The following is a 23,347-nucleotide window of genomic DNA, read 5'->3' as shown; positions in this document are numbered from 1 at the left end:
TTATTGCCTCTAATATTTTCAGGATTCAGATTTGAGCCGGACCGGAAGCACGAGGAATGTGAAGCTGTCCCCCTCAACCGGGGTTAGTTTGAGAGGGGAGAGCGGGCCGTTGAGAACCAACTGGATTTCGTCTCCCTCGGATGCTTTCAATGCGTCGAGCATATACCGGCTGTTAAATCCAATTTCTACGTCTGCGCCCTCCTGCTTGCAGGGAATTTCGTCGTATGCTTTACCGATTGCGGTAGAGCAGGAAATCCGGATCATCCCTTCCTGGAAATAGAGCCGCAGAGGGCTTTTGATATTGTCTGAAATCAGCAGGGAAGAACGGTCGATCGAACCAATCAGTTCCCGGGTATTGATCCGGACTGTGGTTTGTGATCCGTTTGGGATCGCCGCTTTATAGTCGAGGAATTCCCCTTCCAAAAGGCGGGATACCACATGATAGCTGCCGATCTGAAAGATGATATGCCGCTTTGAAACGGTCAGTTCTACGTCGGCATCCTCCTCTTTCAGGAGTTTGGCGACCTCTGAAAGTGATTTGCCCGGTACAATGAACATCAAATCCTCCTGATAGCCGGTCGGTTCTTTGCGCATTGCCAGCCGGTAGCCATCCACCGATACGACATATAATTCTCCGCCTCGGATGTCGAAGAGGGAACCGGTATGGACCGGTTTGCTATCGCTTGTCGAGACAGCAAAAAGGGTTTGGCCAATCATGTTTTTCAGGATGCGCTGAGGGAGGTTGAGTCCTGTAGTCTGTGAAATGGATGGCAGCTCAGGAAATTCAGATGCGGGAATCCCCAGGATAGTGTATTCGGTGACATCTCCTTTGATAATTGTGAGCATTTTTTCATCGGTTTTGATGCTGACCTGTTCGCTTGGCATCCTGCGGATCATATCTAAAAACAGTTTTGCGGGCAGAACAATCTCTCCCTGTTCCCGGATGTCGGCTTCGATTTCGGTGGTGATTGCCAGTTCGAGGTCATAGCCGGTTAGGGAGATGGTTCCCGCAGCCGTTTTAAGCAATATGCCTTCAAGTGCTGCGAGCGTATTTCTAGAAGAGACTGCACGAGATACGTTTGAAACGGCTTCTACCAGCAGTTGTTTGTTGCAGATGACATGCATAAAAACGACCTCCGTTTATCGTTTGATTGGATTTGTGGTTTCCACAGGGAGAAATCGGTACCGCTGCTTATAAAGATAGATAGATAAAAATAGTAGTAGTAGTAGATGGGCTGGAAATGTGAAAAAATCTGAAGAACCGCATGGGAAGCGGGTTGACGAATCAAAGTGGAAAAAAGGGCAGGGTGAAAAAGTTGTGGAGAAGGATTGGAAAGCCAGATTTTTTCACATGATGGTTGGAAAACCCATTGGAAAGTAGAGAAAACGTGGAAAACTCTGTGGAAAATGTTGAAGAGTGATTTTTTCATTCACAAAAATCACAGATTGTGGATTGTTGAAAGTGGAAAACCTGGGGAAAAGGTGGAAAACTTGTTCAGCTATCCCGGATATTTTTGATAATATCCTCGACGGTTTCCTTGTAACGCAGGTCGTTTGCCATATTTTTTTCAACCTGTTGGGTTGCATAAACGACGGTGCTATGGTCCCGCCCTCCAAATTCTTCCCCGATCATCGACATCGACATCTGGGTGATCTCCCGCACAATATACATTGAAATCTGGCGCGCGGAGGAGATCTGTGCGTTGCGCTTGGTGGACCGGATATCCTGTGGGCTGATCCCATAGGTGCGGCCGACCTCTGCGATGATCCGTTCAACGGTTACGGGCACAGGCTGGCTGTCGTTCAGGATGTCCCGGATTGCGTTCTGTGCAATTACGATGGAAGGGCTGGTCCCTTGAAGCAGTTTATATGCTTTGAGTTTTTTCACTGCGCCTTCCAACTGCCGGATGTTGGTTTTCAGCCGGTTTGCGATGTATTCGGACACATCATCCGGTACGCTGATGTCCATCAGCTGCGCTTTCCGGCGGATGATCGCGATTCGGGTTTCAAAGTCAGGCGTCTGGATGTCTGCAAGCAGTCCCCATTCGAAGCGGGTCCGCAGACGGTCTTCCAGTGTTTTGATCTCTTTGGGTGGCCGGTCGGATGCGAGTACGATCTGCTTGTTTGACTCATAGAGGGTATTGAAGGTATGGAAGAACTCCTCCTGTGTACTCTCTTTACCGCCGATAAACTGGATGTCATCGACCAGCAGAACATCTGCCTGCCGGTATTTCTCCCGGAACTGAGGGGTGGTATGGTCCTGGATCGATTCGATCATTTCGTTGGCGAATTCATCGCCCTTGACATAGATGATGGTATAATCGGGGCGGTTTTTGCGGATTTCACTGCGGATCGCGTAGAGCAGATGCGTCTTGCCCAGCCCGGACGCCCCATAGATAAAAAGAGGGTTATAGGCATTGGCAGGGTTGGCGGCGACCGCGAGGGACGCTGCGTGTGCAAATTTGTTGGAGGAGCCGACAATAAACGTATCGAAGGTGAAATCGTATTCCCCACCGATTGCGAAGCCATCCGGATCGACAGATGGGGCCGGTTCCACGGGTGCTGGCGCGGGCTGGTCACAGGTGATTTCTACATTGACCACAAACCCAAGCACCTCTTCAAACGAATTTTTTAAGACTGAGGTATACTTTTCCTTTACGATGTTCATTTTAAATTCGGAGTTCACCTTGAGAAAGGCGGTCGATCCGTCCAAGCGCAGAGGTACGATATCTTTCAGCCAGAGGCTGAACGCCACTTCGGACATTTTTCCCTTGCAGTTTTCCAAAACAAGGGCAAACAGGTCGGCAAATGATTCCATGTATGCAGCTCCTTTGGTGGATAACAGGTGAAATCCATGAAAAAAACCGGTGGAGACAATGGTTTTCCACGAACTTTCCCCAGATTCGGTAACTTCGATATTGTACCACAAATTAGAGGAAGTTTCAAGTATTCAACAGGCTATGTTGATATAATTATATAATAGTATGCCACCGCTTTTCCCGCCGCAGACAGAAACACAGTTGAAACTGTGGAAGAGTGGTTCCAAACCAGATTTTTGAATGTGGCCCCTTCTTGTTTCGAAATCCCCTAAGGGGGCTTTTTCTCTTGCAAAAAGCCCCCTCTTGCCGCTTCGCGGCAATTCACCCGAAAAAAGCGCTTCACAGGATTAAAGTATTTCGCTCATTGCGATGAGCGACCAAAGGCTCTGCCTTTGGAAACCGCGATTTTTTGGAAAAAATCGAGTAAAACTTTGGCTTTGGAAAAAAGCGGCACCCGGCCCGGAAGTTTGGGCTGGAACCCAAACTTCTGTTGCCCCACTGCCTTTGGAAACCGCGATTTTTTGGAAAAGATCGAGTAAAACTTTCGTTTTGGAAAAAAACGGCACCCAGCCCGAAAGGGAGGGGCCTGCGGGGAGGGGTCGCTGACCCCTAACCCGTAAGGCGCATCCTACCCGAGCGTCGCGTGAAACGCGCTTCTCGGGCTTTCAGCCCGAGAAGCGACGGGCGTTGTTTTGATCTGGAATCTAAAACAACATGCGCCCGCGGAAAGGATCGGGCAAAAGGCTTGACAAAACCGCATGAAATGGGTTATAATGCTAATCTGCAAGGTATAAAAGGATAATTGCATCCATGTTAGCAGATCTATTCCATTATATGGAATTTAGTGACCACGATGAGAGGGGGGTTAAGAATGAAAAGAACCTACCAGCCGAAGAAGCTTCAGAGAAAGAAAGAGCATGGTTTCCGTAAACGTATGGCAACCAGAAACGGGCGCAAGGTCCTCGCGCGCAGAAGAGCAAAAGGCAGAGCGCGTCTGACCCACTGATCCGGAAAATACAGGACCACAGCTTGAGTTGTGGTCTTTATTTTTAGGATGTTGGGAACTGGGGCGGATGCCCGGGAATGATCTGCGGCAGGAGGGATCGGTATGCTCCATACGACTGCGCTTACCCTGAACAAGGAATTTAAGCGGGCTTATTACCGGGGGCGGAATACCGCTACCCCTCTTGTTGTGGTTTATGCGGTGAAAAATCGGATGGGATGCAACCGTCTCGGCCTGACTGCTTCGAGGAAAATTGGGAAAGCGGTGCAGCGCAACCGCGCACGCCGGATTATGAAGGAGGCCTACCGGCTTTTGGAAGGAGAATTTCCTGTTGGGTGGGACTTTGTACTCGTTGCCCGCACCAGGACAGTGCACGCCTCCACCAATGACCTGATCAGAGCGCTTCGGCAGGCCAACAGGCGGCTGTTTCAGAAATCATGAGGCGATTACTCCTTTGGTTGATCCGCCTTTACCAGAAATGGATCTCGCCTTTGAAACCACGGCCGACCTGTCGTTTTTACCCCACCTGTTCGATCTATGCCTATACCGCGGTTTCGCGCTTTGGAGCGCTGCGCGGGGGATGGCTGGCGCTCAAACGGATTTTAAAGTGCCATCCGTTTCATCCAGGGGGAGTTGACCACGTACCGGAGGTGTTTTCCCTGTTTGAGCCCGCAAAAAATGGAAAAGAGAGGAAACAGAAATAGATGCAACTGATTTATCTGATCGTTGGCTGGCCGCTTGGCTGGATTATGTGGGCCTGCTATAAGGTGGTCCCGGTCTACGCCGTTGCGCTGGTCCTGTTTACCCTGATTATGCGTGTTCTTCTGGTGCCGTTTTCGATTAAGCAGCAGAAGTCGATGGTTAAGATGCAGATGTTCCGCCCCAGGATGGAGGAACTTCAGAAAAAATATGGGAATAATAAAGAACGTCTCAATGAAGAGATGATGAAGCTCTATCAGGAGGAGAACTACAACCCGATGTCGGGATGTCTCCCGATGCTGATCCAGTTCCCCATTCTGTTCGGCCTGATCGACGTTATTTATAAACCAATGAGCCATATTCTGCGCATCGGGCAGGAGGTTCTTTCACAGGCATATACGATCGCTGCGCCGATCCTTGACGTTGCGCCGGAGATGCTTTCCAAGGATATGACAGCCCAGCTCAAGGTCATGGGTGCGGTGCAGCAGAACCCGCAGGCGTTTGCCTCGCTTGGGGATTTTGTGGACAAGGTAAACAGCATCAACCTCACGATCGGCCCGATTGACCTGACCCAGACTCCCACATTTGCACTGAACTGGCTGCTGCTGATCCCGATTCTCTCCGGCCTGACCTCGCTTGCACTGTCGATGTTTACGATGAAACAGACAGCGGCTTCTGCGGGGGATAGTGCGCAGGCTGCCGGCATGACCAGAGGCATGATGCTGATGATGCCCCTGATGTCCGCCTATTTCGGCTTTATGTTCCCGGCGGGCGTCGGCATTTACTGGATTATCTCCAATCTTCTGATGGCAATTCAAACCTTCCTGCTGAACAAATTTATGAACCCTGTCAAGCTTGCGGAGCAGGCAAAGCTGGAATATGAGGCCAAACGGGAACAGCAGCGCAAGGAAAAGATCGAAGCGAAAAAACGCGCCCGGGAAAACGGGGAGCTGGATATTGATAAGGCGTTGTCCCAGAAAGAGATCAACCGGATGAAGCTCGCGGCAGCGCGTAAGCGGGATGCGGAAAAATATGGGGACATATATAAAGAAGTCACCGATGATGATTTGAAATAATTGCCGTAGTGATGCAAAAGAGCTGTTTAAGTGGGATTGCAATAGGAGGGCATTATGAGAGAGTGCATCAAAGAAGCCAAAAGTGTTGACGAGGCGATCAGCCTTGCATGTAAAGAACTTGGCGTCGAGCGGGACGCAATCGAATTCGAGATTATCAATCTGCCGAAGCGCGGGTTTTTCGGGCTCCGCAATACCCCTGCCCGGGTACGGGTTTATTTTGAAGAGCCGGTGAAAGAGGAGAAAAAGCCGGAAAAGCCGGCAAGAGCGCCCGAACCGAAGCCGGCACAGGATACAAAACCCGCCAGATCTGCCCGTCCGGCAAAGCCGGAAAAGCCGCTGCGTGAGGAACGGCAGCCGGTGCGGGAGTTGGTGAAGGAGCCTCCTGTCCGCAAAGAGCCGAAACCGGAAAAAAAGGAGAATCCCGAAGAAAAGCCCGAGGAGGCCAAAAAGCGGGAATCTGCGCCGCTTGTCTTTGTGGGTGCGGATGAGGTCGAAGGGAAGGCAAAAACCGCCGTGTCCTACCTGAAAGGGGTTCTGGCGGAGATGAACGTCCATCCCGAAATCACAGTCGCACGCACTGAGAACGGGGTAATCCTTCGCCTTGCGGGGGAAGGTCTGGGCGTCATCATCGGGCGCAGAGGGGAAACCCTCGATTCGCTCCAGTATCTTTGCGGATTGGTCGCCAACCGTGAGGAAGGCGATTATATGCGGGTCACCATCGACTCGGGCAACTATCGCGAAAAACGGGAGCGGACACTCGAACATCTGGCCCAGAAGCTGTCTGCATCGGCGATCCGCTATGGACGTTCTTCCACCCTTGAGCCGATGAACCCGTATGAACGGCGGATTATCCATGCAACGGTTTCAAAGATTGAAGGGGTTTCCTCCACCTCGATTGGAGAGGAGCCGAACCGCCGTGTTGTGATCACGCCGGACAACCTCAGACCCCAGCAGGGCAGAAGAGGCGCAAAAGGCGGAACGCGCGGTGGGAAGCCGCCCCGCAGAGGGGATGGACTGCGTTCGGGGGAACGCCGGGAATTTCCTCCAAGGGACAGGGACAGCGGCAGACGCGACCGGAGCGACCGCGGACGGAGGGATGGCCGTCGTGAAGAAACGATAAAGCCGACGCCTACCAGTATAGACCGGGAGTATTTGAAAGAGATCGAACAGGAGGCGCCATCGTTTGTCAAGCCTGACCCGTCGGAAAAATCGGCTGCACCGGTGCGGGAGAATCTCTCCACATCGCGCACCCGGACATCGGGCGAAGGGGCTGACCTGCCGCTCTATGGGAAAATAGAACTGTAACACAAAAGAGGAGGGGTTTCACGTGAAACACTTCCTCTTTTTTTTGACTAGGACAAGTTTTGTTCTGCCTTTTCTTTGCAAAAATTTCATGCCTCATGTGGAATGTCGAAGATATTGTGCTTTGACCCCGCAGAGAGGTTGACAGTATTCGTAAAATATGTTTGCATCGCCGGATTCTAAAACTATGGAGGACATGTATGGAAAATGAGACAATAGCAGCAATCGCCACCCCTTATGGAGTGGGAGGAATCGGGGTGGTTCGGTTATCCGGCCCAGAGGCAATCCGGATAGCCAAACGGATGGTACGGCTTTCACATGGGAGACAGCTTTCTGAAATGGAAGGGTACACCTGCGCTTATGGGCGGGTTTTTGATGGCGACGGTGAGATCGACGAGGCGGTCCTGACGCTTTTTCGTGCACCACGCAGTTATACGGGGGAAGATGTGGTTGAGATTGCATCACATGGTGGAATCTATCTGCTTGAAAGGATTCTGCGTGCTTGTTGTTCGAAAGGTGCACGTCCTGCACAGGCGGGCGAGTTTACCCGGCGGGCGTTTCTGAACGGGAAACTCGATCTTACACAGGCGGAAGCGGTAGCCGACCTGATTTCTGCGCGGGGAAGGCAGGCAGCGCGTGCTGCGCTTACGGCGCGGGACGGTGCATTGTATCGGGAGGCAGAGCGGATATGCGGCGAACTGACCGGATATGCGGCGCATCTCGCGGCATGGATTGACTATCCGGAAGAGGAAATTGTAGAAGTTGACCAGGATGCGCTGGCAGCGGGGCTGTGCGGTTGTGTGGAAGCATTGGAGAAGCTATCCGCGACCTACGATACTGGACGGGTGATCCGGGAAGGGATCGACACTGCGATTGTTGGCCGTCCCAATGTCGGCAAGTCGACCCTGATGAATCTGCTTTCCGGATTTCAGCGGAGTATCGTTTCGAATTCTGCCGGGACAACCCGGGATGTGGTGAGTGATACGGTGCAGCTCGGAGACCTGATGCTCCATCTTTCGGATACTGCTGGTATCCGTTCGACCGACGATCCGATCGAGCGGCAGGGGGTGCAGATGGCGCACGACCGCCTTGCACGAGCGCAGCTTGTACTTGCGGTATTTGACGGGTCCGAACCGCTTGATGCGGATGATCTGCTGATCGCGGAGGCCTGTAAGGAAGTTCCTGTGATTGCTCTAGTCAATAAGCGTGACCTTCCCCGGAAGATGGATTTGGAACCGCTCAAGCAGAGATTTGAAAGGCTGCTGGTGATCTCTGCGGATCAGCCGGACGATCTGGAACTGCTCAAAAGGGAGATTGAACAGCTTTTTTCGATTGGCAGTTTTGATGCGGGTGCAGCGACAGTGGCCAATGAACGGCAGCGCGGCGAGGTGCGGAATGCCTGCGAAGAGGTGCGGCAGGCGGTGGATGCGCTTTCCTCTGGGGTATCTTATGATGCGGTATGCGTTTGCATCGAGGCGGCAATTGATGCGCTGCTTTCCCTTACTGGAAAACGTGCCTCCGAACAGGTGGTGCAGCAGGTCTTTTCCCGGTTTTGTGTTGGGAAGTGAAAGGAGAAAAAAGGATGCAATATTATCATGCGGATGATTATGAGGTCGCGGTGGTTGGTGCAGGCCATGCGGGGATAGAGGCTGCCCTTGCGTCGGCGCGGCTGGGCGCCAGGACGGTGCTGTTCACCATCTCGCTCGATGCAGTTGCAAACCTTCCCTGTAATCCTTCGATCGGCGGGACTGCAAAAGGGCATCTGGTGCGGGAGGTGGATGCACTCGGCGGAGAAATGGGAAAAGCCGCGGATGCCACCTTTCTGCAAAGCCGGATGTTGAACCGTGGAAAAGGTCCCGCGGTGCACAGCCTGCGGGTACAGACCGACCGCAGGGCATATCACGCATATATGAAACGGGCGGTGGAAACACAGGAAGGATTGTCACTCAAGCAGGCGGAGATTGTGGAACTTCGGGCAGAGGATGGGAAGATCACCGGAGTTGTAACTGCAATGGGTGCTGTTTATGGTGCAAAGGCGGTGATCCTAGCAACCGGGACCTACCTGAGAGGAAAAATTTTTGTGGGGGAGTATGTTGCCGAGAGCGGACCGGATGGAATGCATCCGGCGCGGCGGCTTTCGGATTCGCTGGAAAAGCTGGGGATTCAGCTGCGGCGGTTCAAGACCGGCACCCCTGCGCGGGTAGACCGGCGGTCGATCGACTTTTCAAAGCTCGAAAAGCAGGAGGGAGATGACCCGATCGTTCCATTTTCGTTCGAAACGGATCCCGATGGTTTGCAGAATCAGGTTTGCTGTTACATGGCCTATACCAATGAGCGCACACATCAGGTGATCCGCGACAATTTGGACCGATCTCCGCTTTATGGCGGGCAGATCGAAGGGGTCGGCCCGCGCTACTGCCCAAGTATTGAGGATAAGGTGGTCCGTTTTCAGGACAAACCCCGGCATCAGCTTTTTGTGGAACCGATGGGCCTGGACACCAACGAAATGTATCTACAGGGGATGTCCTCCTCGCTCCCGGAAGAGGTGCAGACGAAATTTTATCGCACCATCGAGGGATTTGAACGGCTTGAAATCATGCGCAGCGCCTATGCGATCGAGTATGACTGCATTGATCCGACCTGTCTCAAGGCGTCACTGGAATTCCGTTCGGTGAAAGGGTTGTACGGGGCGGGGCAGTTCAACGGCACCTCGGGTTATGAAGAAGCAGCCGCACAGGGCCTGATTGCAGGGATCAACGCGGCGCGTCAGGTACAGGGAAAGCCCTCTTTGATTCTCGACCGCGCCAGTTCCTACATCGGGACGCTGCTTGATGACCTGGTTATCAAGGGGTGCAACGATCCCTACCGGATGATGACTTCCCGTTCAGAATACCGGCTGTTGCTCCGGCAGGACAATGCGGATGCGCGCCTGACTCCAATCGGATACGAAATCGGGCTGATCGGTGAAGAGAGGTTTACCCGGTGTCAGGAAAAGCAGAAGCAGATTGAGCAGGAGATCCAACGCCTGCAAAAGACCACAGTCCCACCAGGGGAAGGGCTGAATGCATTGCTTGTTTCACGTGAAACAGCTCCAATCACGTCAGGAATCCGGCTTTATGAGCTGCTGCGCAGGCCGCAGATCAGTTATTTTGACCTCGCACCATTTGACTTATCCCGTCCTGACCTGCCGCCGGAGGTACAGGAACAGGTTGAGATCACCATTTCATACGAAGGCTACATACAAAAACAGCTTGTGCAGGTTGCACAGATGCGGAAACTGGAAGGGAAAGCGCTGCCGGAGGCACTCGATTACCGGGAAATCCGCGGGCTGAGGCTTGAAGCGATTGAAAAGCTGAACAGGCTGCACCCTACAAATATTGGGCAGGCGTCCCGGATCAGTGGGGTCAGCCCTGCGGACATATCGGTGCTTCTCATCTGGATGGAACAACATAGACGGGAGGAAACAAGATGATCGACACAGAAAAATTAAGCAGTTACGCCAGAGGGATCGGTTTATCGCTCAGCCAGGCCCAACTGGAAGCGTTTAACCTTTATGCGCAGATGCTGGTTGAATGGAACCAGAAGATCAACCTGACCGCCATTACAAAGCCGGAAGAGATTGTGGTCAAGCATTTCCTGGACAGTTTGATGCTGCTCAATGCGGTTTCACTGGAAGAGGGTGCACGACTGGTTGACGTGGGGACAGGGGCAGGGTTTCCATCGGTTCCGGTGAAGATTGCCCGCCCGCAGCTGGAACTGACCCTTCTGGACAGCCTGAATAAGCGGATTCTTTTTCTAAAGGAGCTTTCCGCCGCCTTGGGACAGCAGAACCACTGTGTCCATATCCGAGCGGAGGAAGCAGGGAAAAGTGCGGCCTATCGGGAACAGTATGACCTCGCGACTGCGCGGGCGGTTGCGCATCTGCGGGAGCTTTCTGAATATTGCCTGCCGCTTGTCCGCGTTGGCGGCCGGTTTGCAGCGTTGAAAGGCGGCGAGATCGAACAGGAGCTTATCGAGTCTGAAAAGGCGGTCCGGGAGATGGGTGGGAAAATCGCCGGAGTGCGACAGTTTTCTCTGCCGGACGGAAGCGCCCGCACAATCGTTGTGATTGAGAAAATATCGCAGACTTTGACAAAATATCCCCGTCCCCATGCCAAAATAGCAAAATTCCCGTTGATCTGATCCGAGATTTGTGGATTTTATGGGGATTTCTGCGATGAAAAAAGCTGGTCAAACCGAATAATTCGTGGTAATATGGTGACAGGTCAAGGAGGTCGAGGAAAGGACGTGGAAAAATGGGGATGTTTACAAAACAGAAAACCATCAGCAGGGTTCTTTTGCTCAACATCCGGGAAATCTCTTCGAATCCTTACCAGCCGCGCAGCCAGTTTGAACCAAGAGCTTTGCAGGAGCTTGCGGACAGTATCTCCCAGAATGGGCTGCTCCAGCCGGTCACAGTTCGCGAATGGGAAAACGGCTATCAGCTGATAGCCGGGGAACGCCGGCTGATGGCCTGCAAGATGCTGGGCATGGAACAGATTCCCGCGATCGTAAACCGGGTGGATGATGAGAAATCTGCGGTCTTCGCGTTGATCGAGAACCTTCAGCGAAAGGACCTCAACTATTTCGAGGAAGCGCAGGGAATCCAAACCCTGATGCAGACAAGCGGTATGAGCCAGCAGGAGGTCGCCAAAAAGCTGGGAAAGGCGCAGTCAACGGTTGCCAATAAGCTCCGATTGCTCTTCTTTGGAGAAGACCTGCGGCAAAAGATGCTTGACAATGGGCTGACCGAGCGTCATGCACGCGCTCTGCTCCGCCTGCCAAATGAACGGCTGGTCAATGAGGCGATCCAGTACATTGTTGCAGAGCGGCTGAATGTGGGGGAAAGCGAGAGCTATATTGAGTCGCTGCTCACCGCAGTACCGGAGAAGCCGCCGAGCAAACCCGCCACCCGCCTGTTTGTTGTAAAAGACCTGCGAATTTTTATGAACACGATCACCAAAGCGGTTTCTACTATGCGGCTTGCGGGGATCGAGGTGGATACCAGCAAGGAAGAAGACGAAGAGTACATTCACTATCTGGTGAAGATTCCAAAGAAGAGCGCTTATCGAAGCTCGCATTCTGCGTGACCAATCCCTGTATGCGGCCGGTGAAACAGCACACCCGCTGCATACAGGTTGGTAAATAAATTTTATACACGTTTCCCTGTCAAAAAACCTCCTTTCCGGAGGTTTTTTGGCGTTCCGGGGAAATGTTTCATGTGAAACATCTGCGATTTTCAAAAAATCTCTTAACAAACAGGATAAGCTGTGCTATAATTGAAATACTCAAAAAATGATTTTGATCCTGCCGGTCAAGCGCGCTCTGCGTGTTGACGATAGGGAAGGTTGGGCAAAGATACAACAATGACCTGAAAACCGCACATCGTGCGGTTTTCATAGTGCAGGAAAGCCTTGTTTGAGGGGACAGAAAAAACGGATGAGAAGGACAGAAGTGCTGGTTTAACGGAGGAAGTTATGGGAAAGATAGTTGCGATTGCGAATCAAAAGGGGGGCGTCGGCAAGACGACGACGGCTGTCAACCTGACTGCTGCGCTCGGCGCAAAGGGGTTCCGGACGCTGCTGGTGGATGTTGATCCGCAGGGCAACTCCACCTCCGGGCTGGGGATCAACAAGCGTGGTCTGGAGTTTTCCACCTACGATCTGCTGGTTGGAGATACTCCGGCGGAAAAGATGCTCGTGCAGACCGAATTTGAGAATGTGGACCTGTTGCCCTCCAATATTGAGCTGGCGGGCGCGGAGATCGAACTGGTGGAGATGCAGGATCGGGCAATGCAGATGAAAAAGGCGCTCATAGAGATGAAATCGGTTTATGATTTTATCCTGATAGACTGCCCGCCTTCCCTGGGGATTATTACCCTCAATGCCTTTACGGCATGCGATACCCTCCTGATCCCGATTCAGTGCGAATATTATGCACTGGAAGGGCTTTCCCAACTGATGGCAACCCTCCGGCAGGTCAAGCGGCTCTATAACCCTAATGTTGACATCGAGGGTGTCCTGCTCACCATGTATGACAGCCGGTTGAACCTGACCGTCCAGGTGGTGGAGGAGCTGAAAAAATACTTCCCCCAGAAGATTTACCGGACAGTGATCCCGCGCAACGTGCGTCTTTCGGAGGCTCCCAGCTTTGGACAGCCGGTGATGTACTATGACCGGGCGTCCAAGGGGTGCGCAGCGTATGAGCAGCTGACCCAGGAGTTTTTAGAGAAAAACAAACGATAGACTGGAAGTTGCCCGAAGAGTCGAAACCGTCCTCCTTTTTCGGTTTTCTCTTCAGCGAATCAGTCCCGGAATTTTTTGAAAAGCCATAGGGAGATAGAAACAGATTTTTCAGAAGGGGGAACAGGATTGGCAAAAGCAAAGGGTGGACTTGGAAAAGGATTGGAAGCCCTGTTTGTAGATAACAGTACTGACCAGGCGGAGATTTCGACACTGGCGATCACTGAAATCGAGCCGAATCGGGACCAGCCCCGAAAGCAGTTCGATCCGACAGCGCTGTCCGAACTGGCAGATTCGATCAAAGAATACGGGGTGTTGCAGCCGCTGGTGGTACGTCCGCTTCCGGATGGTTCCTATCAGCTGGTAGCAGGGGAGCGCCGATGGAGAGCGTCGCGGATGGCGGGGCTTTCGTCGGTGCCGGTGGTTATCCGTGAGTTGACCGACTCCCAGGCGATGGAACTTGCGCTGATCGAAAACTTGCAGCGTGAAGACCTCAATGCCATCGAGGAAGCTGCCGGTTACCGGGAGCTGATGGACCGGTTTGGGCTGACGCAGGAGCAGGTTGCACAGCGGGTGGGCAAATCCCGCCCGGTGATTACCAATGCGATGCGGCTGTTGAATCTGCCTGAGGATGTGCGGGAGATGGTGGTGGACGGCAGGCTGTCCGCGGGACATGCCCGCGCATTGCTCTCGCTCGAGGATGAGGAGATGATCCGGGTGCTCGCACGCGAGATCATCAAGAAGGGGTTGTCGGTGCGGCAGGTCGAAGCGATTGTCAAAAAAAGCAAGCAGCTGGTAAAACCGCCCAAAGCCCCGCCCACGGCCTGGGACAACAGCTATTTTGCAGAGGTGCAGCTTGCGTTGAGCCAGAGCCTTTCCCGAAAGGTCAAAATTGAGGGGGAGAAAAACAAAGGGCGGCTGATTATTGAATTTTATGATGAGGCGGACCTCAAAGAGATCGTCGCATCTATTTCCAAAGAATAGAAACCATACCATGAGGAGGACAAAACCATGTTGGACATAAAATTTGTACGTGCGAACCCGGAGGCAGTAAAGGAAAATATTAGAAAAAAATTCCAAGACGAAAAACTTCCGCTGGTTGACGAAGTGATCGAGAAAGACCAGCAATACCGCGATGCCAAAACCCGCGGGGATTATCTGCGCGGGCAGCGCAACACGATCAGCAAGCAGATCGGCGGGCTGATGGCAAAAGGGCAGAAGGAAGAAGCGGAGCAGGCAAAAGCAAAGGTTGCGGAGATGGCAAAGGAGCTTATGGAGCTTGAGCAGCTGGAAGCCCGTCTGGAAGGGGAAATCCGCGAGCGTATGCTGGTGATTCCGAACATCATTGACCCGTCCGTACCGCTCGGGAAGGACGACAGTGAAAATGTTGAGGTCGAGAAGTTTGGGGATCCGGCTGTTCCGGCTTTCGAGGTGCCCTATCATGTGGATATCATGGAACGTCTCAACGGGATCGACCTGGACAGCGCGCGCAGGACGAGCGGCAACGGGTTCTATTATCTGCGCGGGGATGTTGCTCGCCTGCATTCGGCGATCCTTTCGTATGCACGTGATTTCATGATCGACCGCGGCTTCACCTATTATATCCCTCCCTATATGATCCGGAGCAATGTAGTCACCGGTGTGATGAGCTTTGCCGAGATGGAAAATATGATGTACAAGATCGAGGGTGAGGACCTTTATCTGATCGGTACGAGCGAACATTCGATGATCGGCAAATTTATTGACACGATCCTGGATGAGAGCCAGCTCCCGCAGACAATGACCAGCTATTCGCCCTGTTTCCGCAAAGAGGTGGGTGCGCATGGGATCGAGGAGCGCGGCGTCTACCGTATCCACCAGTTTGAAAAACAGGAGATGGTAGTGGTCTGTAAGCCGGAGGAAAGTGCGGAGTGGTTCTGCAATCTCTGGAAAAATACGGTGGATTTTTTCCGTTCGCTTGATATTCCGGTGCGGACACTCGAATGCTGTTCCGGTGATCTGGCGGACCTGAAGGTCAAGAGCATCGATGTCGAGGCATGGTCGCCCAGACAGAAAAAATATTTCGAGGTCGGGAGCTGCTCCAACCTGGGTGATGCACAGGCACGCCGGCTGGGCATCCGTGTCAAGAACAGGGAGCGCGGCAACTACTACGCGCATACCCTCAACAATACGGTGGTTGCACCGCCTAGAATGCTGATTGCTTTTTTGGAGAATAACCTCAATGAGGATGGTTCGGTGAATATTCCCCAGCCGTTGCGGATGTACATGGGTGGGAAAGAAAAACTTGTTCCAGCTGAGAAATAAAAAAGAGGTTTTCGTGTCAATAGGCCGGATGTAGGATATATGCCATTCAGGGATTGAACAGGGTGGCTTCTGAAAGAAAGCTATGTCCACAGTTTGGGAGACCATTGCAGGCAGCTTTTTAGACCTGCAATGGTGTGGGGCAGCGTTTGTGAAGCGGAGCGGCCTTGGTGTTTGATCCGTGTTCCATCCAAAAATTTCAGAAGGGGCGGGGTTGTTTGCCCAGAGAATTTACAAAACAGATCACGGTGATCGAGCCGGAGTGCGACATCACGAAACGGATGTCATTGGCGAATATCATGCGCCATGCCCAGCAGATGGGCAGTTATCACCTGCATGAGGTCGGGATTGGATACAACAGGATGTATGAGGACGGGATGGTATTCATCGTTTCGAAGATGCTGATTACCATTCACCGCCGCCCTGGATTCGACGAACCGCTCCTGCTCACCACTGTTCCGAAAAAACCGAAAGGCGCGCAGTTTATCCGCGACACCTATTTTGACACCATATCAGGGGAGCGGCTGGTGGAAGTAAGTATCGCGTGGCTGCTGGTCGATCCGCAGGAACATAAAATCCTGCGTCCGTCCAAGTTTGACCGCTATGGAATCGAGATGTTCCCCAACGATGGCGAATACATCACCGGGTATCGGATCAGGCGTCCGGAAGGGCCGGGGGAAAGGCATCTGCGCCAGGTCAAATACAGCGATCTTGATTATAACTTCCATGTCAACAATGCGATTTACTCCAACATCGTCTGTGATCTGGTCCCGCTCGAGATCCTGCTCGAACGGGAGATCGCAAGTTTCGGAATCCTTTACCAGAAGGAAGCGAGGGCCGGCCAGGTGATCGACCTGGAACTGGTCTGCGCAGAGGACGGGGACACATTTTATGTGGGAGGCAGGCTCGGTGAGGCACGCTGTTTCGAATCTGAAATAAAATTCCGATAAAATGCAGAATATGGCTTGACAAATTGTGAATCGTCGGATATAATTATATTCGCTCACTTATGATATACAGGTGAGCGAAAGATGGCGGTATAGCTCAGTTGGCTAGAGCATTCGGTTCATACCCGAAGTGTCACCGGTTCGAATCCAGTTACCGCTACCAGCGAAAGCCTCACCGAGAGGTGAGGCTTTCTGAATAAAAGGCCTGTTCGTCAAGTGGTTAAGACACCGCCCTTTCACGGCGGGTTCACGGGTTCGAATCCCGTACAGGTCACCAAAAAGTTGCTGAAATGTTTTCAGCAACTTTTTTATTTTCCATGCAAGACTCAGACGAAACAGTGGGCTGGCTGCTTTCCATTTTGGCTGCGTAAGCAGGCTCCGTTCGCGTAGGGCTATCTGGCAGGGACGTTCAGGAGCACATAAAATCTGCGTGTATCAAGCCTGACCAAAGGCATATAGTTTTCCCCATTTTGAGGGCAGGCCGGTGGAAAATCTGAAAGAACATCGGAATAGAAAACAGAAAACGTTGGTAGATTCCCCCAATACAGCCTGTGTTAGGGGAACTGGTTTGTAACAAACTGCAAATTTGCGGACAGAGGGTATACAAAAGCGGGCCAATCCGATATAATATAGGCGTAAAAGAAGTGAGTAAAGAATGTAAAAAAAGAAATGGTGAATGTGAATGGATGTATTTAGTTTGATTTCAATGTTTGGCGGACTCGCGCTCTTCCTCTATGGTATGTCAATCCTTGGCTCTGGCCTGGAGCGGATTTCAGGAGGACGGCTTGAAAGTACGCTGGAAAAACTGACAAGCAATATCTTTAAGGCAGCCTTGCTCGGTGCACTGGTCACCGCTGCCATTCAGTCCTCCTCAGCGACAACGGTTATCGTCGTTGGTTTGGTCAACGCCCGGGTGCTCAAACTGCGCAATGCAATCGGGGTGATCATGGGCGCGAATATCGGTACAACGATTACCGCGCACATCATCCGGCTGACCGATCTGGAGTCCTCCAACTTTATCCTCAGTATCCTGAAGCCCACAGCCCTTGCGCCGCTCGCGTCGCTCATCGGCATCCTGCTGTTTATGGGGTCCAAGCGTGCGCGCCGCAGGGATATTGGGCAGATTCTGCTCGGATTTGGCATCCTGTTTACCGGGATGTTCTCAATGGAGGCAGCGGTCAAGCCGCTTGCAGACCTGCCCGCCTTTTCGCAGATGTTCGCGGCATTTGGAAGCATCCCGCTGCTCGGCGTGATTGTCGGTGCGGTGGTCACTGCGGTGATCCAGTCGTCGTCCGCGTCGGTCGGTATCCTGCAAGCGCTCTCTTCTACCGGGCAGATCACCTATGCGATGGCGTTCCCGATTATCATGGGCCAGAACATCGGTACGACGATCACCCCGATTCTGGCGTCGATCGGCGCCTCCAAGAATGCGAAGCGTGCGGCCTGTGTGCATATCACCTTCAATATTCTGGGTACAGTGATCTTCCTGATCGGCTGTTATGCGATCCAGTATACGATCGGGTTCCCGTTCTGGGACCTTTCGATCGATAAAGGCGGTATTGCGAATTTCCACACGATTTTTAACGTCGTGGCGACTTTCCTGTTTATCCCGTTTGCCGGTATACTGGAAAAGATCGCATGCACAGTTGTAAAAGATGATCCGCAGAGCAACGAGATCGACATTACAACTGTCACCCTGGATGACCGCCTGATGGTTTCCCCTGGACTTGCGCTTGAGCATGCGCGGGAGGCAGTGGTGCAGATGGCAGTGGTCGCCCGGCATAATTTTATCAACGCAGTGTCCCTGTTGGATGCGTTTGACCCCAAGACCGTTGACCGGATCAATGAAAACGAAGATGTCGTGGATAAGCTGGAAAACCGGGTGGAGACCTATCTGCTGACCCTTTCGGAGAAGGAACTTTCCGAAAGCGAGAGCCGCGAAATCTCAGAGCTGCTGCACACCTGCGGTGAGTTCGAGCGGGTTGCAGACCATGCACAGAACATCGCGGAATGTGCTGAAAAGCTGTTCCAGAGCAAGTCAAACCTCTCCAAACGTGCATCTGAAGAGATGCATGTGATCAGTGAGGCGGTCAAGGAAATCTTGGACCTCGCAATAGATGCGTTCAAAAAGGCGAATGTGCAGGTAGCACAGAACGTGGAGCCACTGGAAGAGGTGGTCGATGAGATGGAGCAGATTCTGCGGGACAAGCATTTTGAGCGTCTGCGCAAGGGAAAGTGTACCCTGGATTCAGCGTTCCCGTTCGTTGAGGCCTTGAGCAATATCGAGCGGATCGCGGACCTTTGCTCCAACGTGGCGGAGTCGGTGGGCACCTATGACGGTGACCGCAAGTCGATCGACCGGCATCTCTATAAAAAGGCACAGGTACAGAGTGAGAGCTATCAGGATAAATATATTGTCTATACCACCAAGTACCTGAACCGGATTAAAAAATAAAGGGTCAATCTGCTTTCACTTCTGGCAGAGAAAGTGGGATAAACGCATTGCGTGTTTTTTCGCCTTCGGTGGACAGGGTAAGCCAGAGGAGGGCGCACGATGGATGATATTATAGAGTTTGCCAACAGGGAGGCATTTCGAAAATGGCTTTCTGATCATTGTCTGTCAAATGCCGGGATTTGGCTTTTGTTTGGGAAGGCTGGCGGACCGAAAACGATAAAAGCAGGGGAAGCGCTTGAAGAAGCACTCTGTTTTGGATGGATTGACGGACAGATGCAAAGCATTGACGATAAAACTTACAAGAAGTATTTTTCTATGCGCAGGGAGAAAAGCAAGTGGTCGGAGAAAAATAAGGCGTTGGCCCAAAGCCTTGAAGAACGGGGGCTTATGACCGATTTCGGCAGAAAGAAAATAGAGGAAGCCCAAAAAAACGGCCAGTGGTACGCCAAAAAATCCATGGCGGTTACAGAGGAGCAAATTTCCTGTTTATCCGCGCTGCTGGAAGGGTATGAGCCGGCCTATACCAATTTTCGAGCTATGTCCTTATCGGTGAAGAAAACCTACACGCGAGCATATTTTGACGCAAAGACAGATGCTGGACGGGAAAAGCGAATTGCCTGGATGGTGGATAGGCTCAATCAGAATCTCAAACCGATGTAGCTGTTAGGCGCACCTTTGGTAGTTTTTTACCTTTTTGTCCCGGCGAAAAATATGGTTCAAAAAAGTAAAACGGACGTCCGTTTTACTGCTTTCAAAAGAAAGCAGTAAAACGGACGTCCGTTTTACTGCTTTCAAAAGAAAGCAGTAAAACTTCCATGAAAGAAAGGAAGTTTATCAGATGAAGGATTTCAGTACAGTAAAAATCATCTCTATAGAATTGGGTGAAAAATGCAATCTTAGTAATCAGCATCAAAAATCTCCTTCATCAGCCCGGTTAAAAAAAGACAAAACAGAGATCATAACGATGGATCAAATTCTTTCGGTGATTGACGACGTGGCGGAACACCATTTTTCCGGAGAAATTGCATTCCACTATTATAATGAACCGTTATTATATCTGGATCAGATACAGAGCATCATCGAAGCAAGACCGCAGATGGACTATCTTTTGTGGACAAATGGGGAATTATTAAAAGACGATATAGAGGAGAATGCGTATTTAAACTTGTTTCACAGTATCGTCATTTCCAATTACGGAGGGGAAAGCCGCTATCGTTTCTACTGTGAGCTGCAAAAAAGATACCCCAATATCACTCGAATTATCAATTATCAGTCTTTAGACGATCTGGATGATCGGAAGGAAATCTATACAAACGAGGTGAGAAACAAATATGGCTGCTGTAGGCCAATCAATATTGAACTGCCCATTGATTGTTATGGGGATGTGCATTTGTGCTGTAGGGACTGGGATAATACCTATCGCATCGGAAATATTAAAGAAACCCCATTGAGCGAGATTATCCAATCAGAGGCTTTCCTGAACTTCGAGGCATCTGTAAACCAGCCTCTTTTGGATCTCGAAAGATGTCCGGATGTATGTAAATCCTGTACAAATCCGGATAGGGTCAGCACGTTCATTGAGCAAGACTACCGGTTGCTCGAATCAAGGGAAAGCAGTATTTCCTTTGTAGTGGTAACCAGAGCAATCCATCTCGGTCGGCTGCACTCCCTACTGCACTCCCTTGTCCCTTTGAAGGATGAACTATGTGTCATCCTGGACAGTACAGATCAATACGCCTACGAGGAGATTTCAAAAGTGGCAGACCGGGTAGAGGTAATGGTTGGGAAAGGCTGTTTTGAGGCATACGAACTTGATATTTTCAACATTTGCACAAAAGACTGGATTTTCCGGATGGATGATGACGAAACATTAAGCCCGGAATGCACACGTGAACTGCTCCAACAGTATGTTTCAGATCGGACAAAGGCGGCATATTGGATTCCGAGAAAATGGTACATCTCCCCCGAAGAACATATTGTAACCAGCCCTTGGATGCCGGACTATCAGCTGAGGCTTTATCGAAATCTTCCGGCGATTATCGAACTTCCAAACTGCATCCATGCTTCCAAAAACATTATGGGTAAAAATGCAACGATCAACCAGTTCTGCATCCAACACTGGGACCTGATCTGGAACAGCAGGGAAAAAAGGGAAGAGAAGGTCAGGTATTATGAACGCCTGTTACCAGGAAACGGGTGCGACTGTTACTATCTTTACGAGACCGAGAATATTGGCACCTTCCGCGAAGAGACAGCAGACGGTCAGACATACGGCGACGTTCTCAAGATTCACCTGCCGCAGGCCATGAAAAAGGAGCTCACCTATACCGCGGAGATCGAACTGAAAATCCCGGAACGGGTAAAGCCGCTTTTATCGAAAAAAGATGTCTTTTTCTCCTACCATTGGTTCAATCAGGACGGAACAATCTACCATTGGGATTATCCGCGGTTTGAGCCGCCTGTTGCGGTGGAGGACAGGATACGCCTGTTCATGCCAATTCAACTGCCCGAAACAGCCGGCGAATACCGCCTGCAAATGGATATTGTGGAAGAACTTGTGCAATGGTTCAGTCAGTCAGGGCTTTTGGAGAGCCATCCTAAAACATTTTTGATCCAATAAAAAAGGAGCGAGGTCTTGCAGAAACCTGTAAGACCCCGCTTTTTTAACTCAAATCCCACTTAGAGACGGTCAGACCCTTATCCCGGATGTTATCGATCAGCTCGCCGAGAATCTCGGCATTGTCCTTGCTCACCGCATGGAGCAGATAAATCCCGCCTTCGTGGATGAACCGGCAGGTGCGCTCGAGCGCTTTGTCGTACCCCATCTGGTTGTTCGGGTCCCAGTCGGCATAGGCAAAGCTCCAGAGCGCAGTGGTGTATCCCATCTGCTGGACCATGGCCAGTGTCTGTTCGCTGAAGGCCCCCTCGGGCGGGCGGTAAAGGCTCATCTCATAATCAAAGGTGTCCTTCATATAGTCATGCAGTTCTTTGATGTCTTGTGCTGCCTCGTCGAGTGATTTCTGAGTAGGGTTCCAGTGGTGGCTGGTGTGGTTGCCGACCACATGCCCCTCGTCAATCATCCTTTGGATCAATTCAGGCTCGGATTTTACAAACGGCAGTGTGACAAAAAAGACCGCGCTGACCTGCTTCTCTTTAAGTACGTCTAAAATCTGTGGGGTATACCCATTTTCATATCCTTCGTCGAAGGTCAGATAGAGTTTTCCGCAGTCCTCGGGAGCGATAAAGTAGGCATCAAAACGGCCATACTGCTCCTGCATCATCTCGCTGCCCACCGTACGGTTCTGCTCATCCACCTGCACGCCAGGCCCCCATTTGACTTGAGCAGCGTCAAGAGCACCGATTTTGTCAAAATCGGTGCTCATGGTCGGGGTGACCATACTTTCCACATTGGATTTCAGATTGGATGCGCCACTTTCGATGTCCTCCACGATCTCCGGTTTGGACATGGAAGAAGAAGGCTCGGAGGACGGTGCGATCGAAGAGACCGGCGGAGCAGAGGAAGATTCAAACGAAGAGGAGGGTTCCGCGCTGGAAGAGGGCGTCTCACTCTTGCGGGAGGAACAGGCTGTCATAGAGAAGACCAAAGCCAGCGTCATAAAGGTACAGATAAACGCTTTCATTGTAAACTTCCTTTCAAAATAGACTGGGAAAAGCGATTGCGAAACAAAGGCCATCCAAAAAGGGTCTAGCTTCTAACAATGGATGGCGCAAAGGTCGTGAAATAAAACTTTTATTTCGGAGTTAGTGTGTACAATGAATGCATCAATCATACAGGCCGCAAAAAGAATTATTTTCCAAAAAAACGCGGCAATCCGTTTGGTCAGGCTTTGTTCTGCTGCATTGCATGCCATTTCAGGATACCAACCTGGGTTTTGGCGTCGGGCAGCTCACCGGACAGAACCATCCGCAGCGCCTCCTCCGCAGGAATCTTGCGGACGGTCAGGAATTCCCCTTCGTCCAGATGCTGTTTGGAAGGGCGCAGGTCCTGTGCCAGATAGAGGTGGATCACCTCGGTGTCATAGGCGCAGGTCGGATAGAGCCTGCCAAGCGGCTCGAACCTTCCGGCGATGCAGCCGCACTCCTCCTCCAGCTCCCGCATACCAGCAGCAGCCGGGTCTTCGCCGCGTTCGAGCTTACCGGCGGGCAGCTCGATCAGTTCCTCCTGCACTGCATAGCGGTACTGGGAAACAAACAGGATGTTGCCATCCGTGTCAACCGCCAGAACCGCAACCCCGCCCGGATGGTCGATCACCTCGCGCAGGGCGGTGTCCCCATTCTCCAGCTCGACCTGATCCCGCCGCAGGGAGACGATCATCCCATCATAAATCTGCTCGGAACTGATTTTTTTTTCATAATGTTTCACGCGAAACACTCCTTTCAGTGCTGCACCCCGCAAATTCCAAGCGGAGTGTATAATACATGCCCCGCGCCACATAGACTGGC

The 23,347-nt window shown here is 51.7% G+C and carries 20 protein-coding genes and 2 tRNA genes; 18 read left to right on the top strand and 4 right to left on the bottom strand.

Features of this window, described 5'->3' with window-relative positions:
- Positions 1–18: 18 nt before the first annotated feature.
- Both dnaN and dnaA read right to left on the bottom strand, forming a co-directional pair.
- Positions 19–1,125, bottom strand: a complete 1,107-nt coding sequence (gene dnaN, locus D5269_RS04160; RefSeq protein ID WP_120484574.1) for a DNA polymerase III subunit beta — start codon at positions 1,123–1,125, stop codon at positions 19–21.
- A 370-nt stretch (positions 1,126–1,495) separates the two neighbouring features.
- Positions 1,496–2,818 (bottom strand): chromosomal replication initiator protein DnaA, encoded by a 1,323-nt coding sequence (dnaA, locus tag D5269_RS04155; RefSeq protein WP_120484573.1) that lies wholly within the window; start codon positions 2,816–2,818, stop codon positions 1,496–1,498.
- Between the two features lie 872 nt (positions 2,819–3,690).
- Between dnaA and rpmH the strand changes: the two genes are divergently transcribed.
- The 18 genes from rpmH (at position 3,691) to D5269_RS04065 (ending at position 21,503) form a co-directional block, all read left to right on the top strand.
- On the top strand, positions 3,691–3,825 hold the full coding sequence (gene rpmH / locus D5269_RS04150; protein WP_016317541.1) for a 50S ribosomal protein L34: 135 nt from the start codon (positions 3,691–3,693) through the stop codon (positions 3,823–3,825).
- 102 nt (positions 3,826–3,927) lie between these two features.
- Positions 3,928–4,263 (top strand): ribonuclease P protein component, encoded by a 336-nt coding sequence (gene rnpA, locus D5269_RS04145; RefSeq protein WP_016317542.1) that lies wholly within the window; start codon positions 3,928–3,930, stop codon positions 4,261–4,263.
- A complete protein-coding gene (gene yidD / locus D5269_RS04140) occupies positions 4,257–4,526 on the top strand; it encodes a membrane protein insertion efficiency factor YidD (protein ID WP_196809963.1) in 270 nt (89 codons plus the stop codon). The genes rnpA and yidD overlap by 7 nt, the downstream gene beginning before the upstream one ends.
- Positions 4,527–5,597 carry a membrane protein insertase YidC gene (yidC, locus tag D5269_RS04135; RefSeq protein WP_016317544.1) on the top strand — a complete coding sequence of 357 codons (1,071 nt, stop codon included), beginning with the start codon at positions 4,527–4,529 and terminating at the stop codon, positions 5,595–5,597.
- A gap of 54 nt (positions 5,598–5,651) precedes the next feature.
- Positions 5,652–6,902: an RNA-binding cell elongation regulator Jag/EloR gene (gene jag / locus D5269_RS04130; protein WP_120484572.1), complete on the top strand. Its 1,251-nt coding sequence runs from the start codon at positions 5,652–5,654 to the stop codon at positions 6,900–6,902.
- Positions 6,903–7,099: 197 nt separating this feature from the next.
- Complete coding sequence (gene mnmE / locus D5269_RS04125) at positions 7,100–8,467, top strand: tRNA uridine-5-carboxymethylaminomethyl(34) synthesis GTPase MnmE (RefSeq protein WP_120484571.1); 1,368 nt, start codon at positions 7,100–7,102, stop codon at positions 8,465–8,467.
- 14 nt (positions 8,468–8,481) lie between these two features.
- Complete coding sequence (gene mnmG, locus D5269_RS04120) at positions 8,482–10,371, top strand: tRNA uridine-5-carboxymethylaminomethyl(34) synthesis enzyme MnmG (RefSeq protein ID WP_120484570.1); 1,890 nt, start codon at positions 8,482–8,484, stop codon at positions 10,369–10,371.
- The gene (rsmG, locus tag D5269_RS04115; RefSeq protein ID WP_120484569.1) at positions 10,368–11,081 is read left to right on the top strand and encodes a 16S rRNA (guanine(527)-N(7))-methyltransferase RsmG; all 714 of its coding nucleotides are present in this window, start codon (positions 10,368–10,370) and stop codon (positions 11,079–11,081) included. Before mnmG ends, rsmG begins: the two co-directional genes overlap by 4 nt.
- A 113-nt stretch (positions 11,082–11,194) precedes the next feature.
- The gene (locus D5269_RS04110; RefSeq protein ID WP_016317549.1) at positions 11,195–12,028 is read left to right on the top strand and encodes a ParB/RepB/Spo0J family partition protein; all 834 of its coding nucleotides are present in this window, start codon (positions 11,195–11,197) and stop codon (positions 12,026–12,028) included.
- Positions 12,029–12,415: 387 nt separating this feature from the next.
- Positions 12,416–13,183, top strand: a complete 768-nt coding sequence (locus D5269_RS04105; RefSeq protein WP_120484595.1) for an AAA family ATPase — start codon at positions 12,416–12,418, stop codon at positions 13,181–13,183.
- A 126-nt stretch (positions 13,184–13,309) separates the two neighbouring features.
- Positions 13,310–14,164, top strand: coding sequence for a ParB/RepB/Spo0J family partition protein (locus tag D5269_RS04100; RefSeq protein ID WP_016317551.1), 855 nt, complete (start codon positions 13,310–13,312; stop codon positions 14,162–14,164).
- 27 nt (positions 14,165–14,191) lie between these two features.
- The gene (gene serS, locus D5269_RS04095) at positions 14,192–15,484 is read left to right on the top strand and encodes a serine--tRNA ligase (protein ID WP_120484568.1); all 1,293 of its coding nucleotides are present in this window, start codon (positions 14,192–14,194) and stop codon (positions 15,482–15,484) included.
- Between the two features lie 215 nt (positions 15,485–15,699).
- Positions 15,700–16,431, top strand: a complete 732-nt coding sequence (locus D5269_RS04090; RefSeq protein WP_016317553.1) for an acyl-ACP thioesterase domain-containing protein — start codon at positions 15,700–15,702, stop codon at positions 16,429–16,431.
- Positions 16,432–16,514: 83 nt separating this feature from the next.
- A tRNA-Met gene (locus D5269_RS04085) sits at positions 16,515–16,591 on the top strand.
- A gap of 39 nt (positions 16,592–16,630) precedes the next feature.
- Positions 16,631–16,705, top strand: a tRNA-Glu gene (locus D5269_RS04080).
- A 429-nt stretch (positions 16,706–17,134) separates the two neighbouring features.
- Positions 17,135–18,883, top strand: coding sequence for a Na/Pi cotransporter family protein (locus tag D5269_RS04075; protein ID WP_243150713.1), 1,749 nt, complete (start codon positions 17,135–17,137; stop codon positions 18,881–18,883).
- 99 nt (positions 18,884–18,982) lie between these two features.
- Entirely contained in the window at positions 18,983–19,543 is a 561-nt protein-coding gene (locus D5269_RS04070) for a YdeI/OmpD-associated family protein (protein ID WP_120484566.1), read from the top strand.
- A 304-nt stretch (positions 19,544–19,847) separates the two neighbouring features.
- Entirely contained in the window at positions 19,848–21,503 is a 1,656-nt protein-coding gene (locus tag D5269_RS04065; RefSeq protein WP_166545136.1) for an SPASM domain-containing protein, read from the top strand.
- Between the two features lie 43 nt (positions 21,504–21,546).
- On the opposite strand, the gene D5269_RS04060 is transcribed toward D5269_RS04065, so the two are convergent.
- A complete protein-coding gene (locus D5269_RS04060; protein WP_016317557.1) occupies positions 21,547–22,524 on the bottom strand; it encodes a polysaccharide deacetylase family protein in 978 nt (325 codons plus the stop codon).
- Positions 22,525–22,724: 200 nt separating this feature from the next.
- Positions 22,725–23,267: an NUDIX hydrolase gene (locus tag D5269_RS04055; protein ID WP_243126699.1), complete on the bottom strand. Its 543-nt coding sequence runs from the start codon at positions 23,265–23,267 to the stop codon at positions 22,725–22,727.
- Between the last annotated feature and the right edge of the window lie 80 nt (positions 23,268–23,347).

This window comes from Anaerotruncus sp. 1XD42-93, from assembly GCF_009917605.1.
Taxonomy (GTDB): Bacteria; Bacillota; Clostridia; order Oscillospirales; family Ruminococcaceae; genus Anaerotruncus.
The sequence above is the reverse complement of the archived record's forward strand: the minus strand, read 5'-3'. Positions and strand labels throughout refer to the sequence as shown.

Coding starts and splice junctions, on each gene's coding strand:
- yidC (WP_016317544.1), top strand. CDS start 4,527: ATGCAACTGATTTATCTGATCGTTGGCTGGCCGCTTGGCTGGATTATG.
- dnaN (WP_120484574.1), bottom strand. CDS start 1,125: ATGCATGTCATCTGCAACAAACAACTGCTGGTAGAAGCCGTTTCAAAC.
- rnpA (WP_016317542.1), top strand. CDS start 3,928: ATGCTCCATACGACTGCGCTTACCCTGAACAAGGAATTTAAGCGGGCT.
- rpmH (WP_016317541.1), top strand. CDS start 3,691: ATGAAAAGAACCTACCAGCCGAAGAAGCTTCAGAGAAAGAAAGAGCAT.
- D5269_RS04070 (WP_120484566.1), top strand. CDS start 18,983: ATGGATGATATTATAGAGTTTGCCAACAGGGAGGCATTTCGAAAATGG.
- jag (WP_120484572.1), top strand. CDS start 5,652: ATGAGAGAGTGCATCAAAGAAGCCAAAAGTGTTGACGAGGCGATCAGC.
- dnaA (WP_120484573.1), bottom strand. CDS start 2,818: ATGGAATCATTTGCCGACCTGTTTGCCCTTGTTTTGGAAAACTGCAAG.
- D5269_RS04110 (WP_016317549.1), top strand. CDS start 11,195: ATGGGGATGTTTACAAAACAGAAAACCATCAGCAGGGTTCTTTTGCTC.
- D5269_RS04065 (WP_166545136.1), top strand. CDS start 19,848: ATGGATCAAATTCTTTCGGTGATTGACGACGTGGCGGAACACCATTTT.
- mnmE (WP_120484571.1), top strand. CDS start 7,100: ATGGAAAATGAGACAATAGCAGCAATCGCCACCCCTTATGGAGTGGGA.
- mnmG (WP_120484570.1), top strand. CDS start 8,482: ATGCAATATTATCATGCGGATGATTATGAGGTCGCGGTGGTTGGTGCA.
- rsmG (WP_120484569.1), top strand. CDS start 10,368: ATGATCGACACAGAAAAATTAAGCAGTTACGCCAGAGGGATCGGTTTA.
- D5269_RS04105 (WP_120484595.1), top strand. CDS start 12,416: ATGGGAAAGATAGTTGCGATTGCGAATCAAAAGGGGGGCGTCGGCAAG.
- D5269_RS04060 (WP_016317557.1), bottom strand. CDS start 22,524: ATGAAAGCGTTTATCTGTACCTTTATGACGCTGGCTTTGGTCTTCTCT.
- serS (WP_120484568.1), top strand. CDS start 14,192: ATGTTGGACATAAAATTTGTACGTGCGAACCCGGAGGCAGTAAAGGAA.
- D5269_RS04075 (WP_243150713.1), top strand. CDS start 17,135: ATGTTTGGCGGACTCGCGCTCTTCCTCTATGGTATGTCAATCCTTGGC.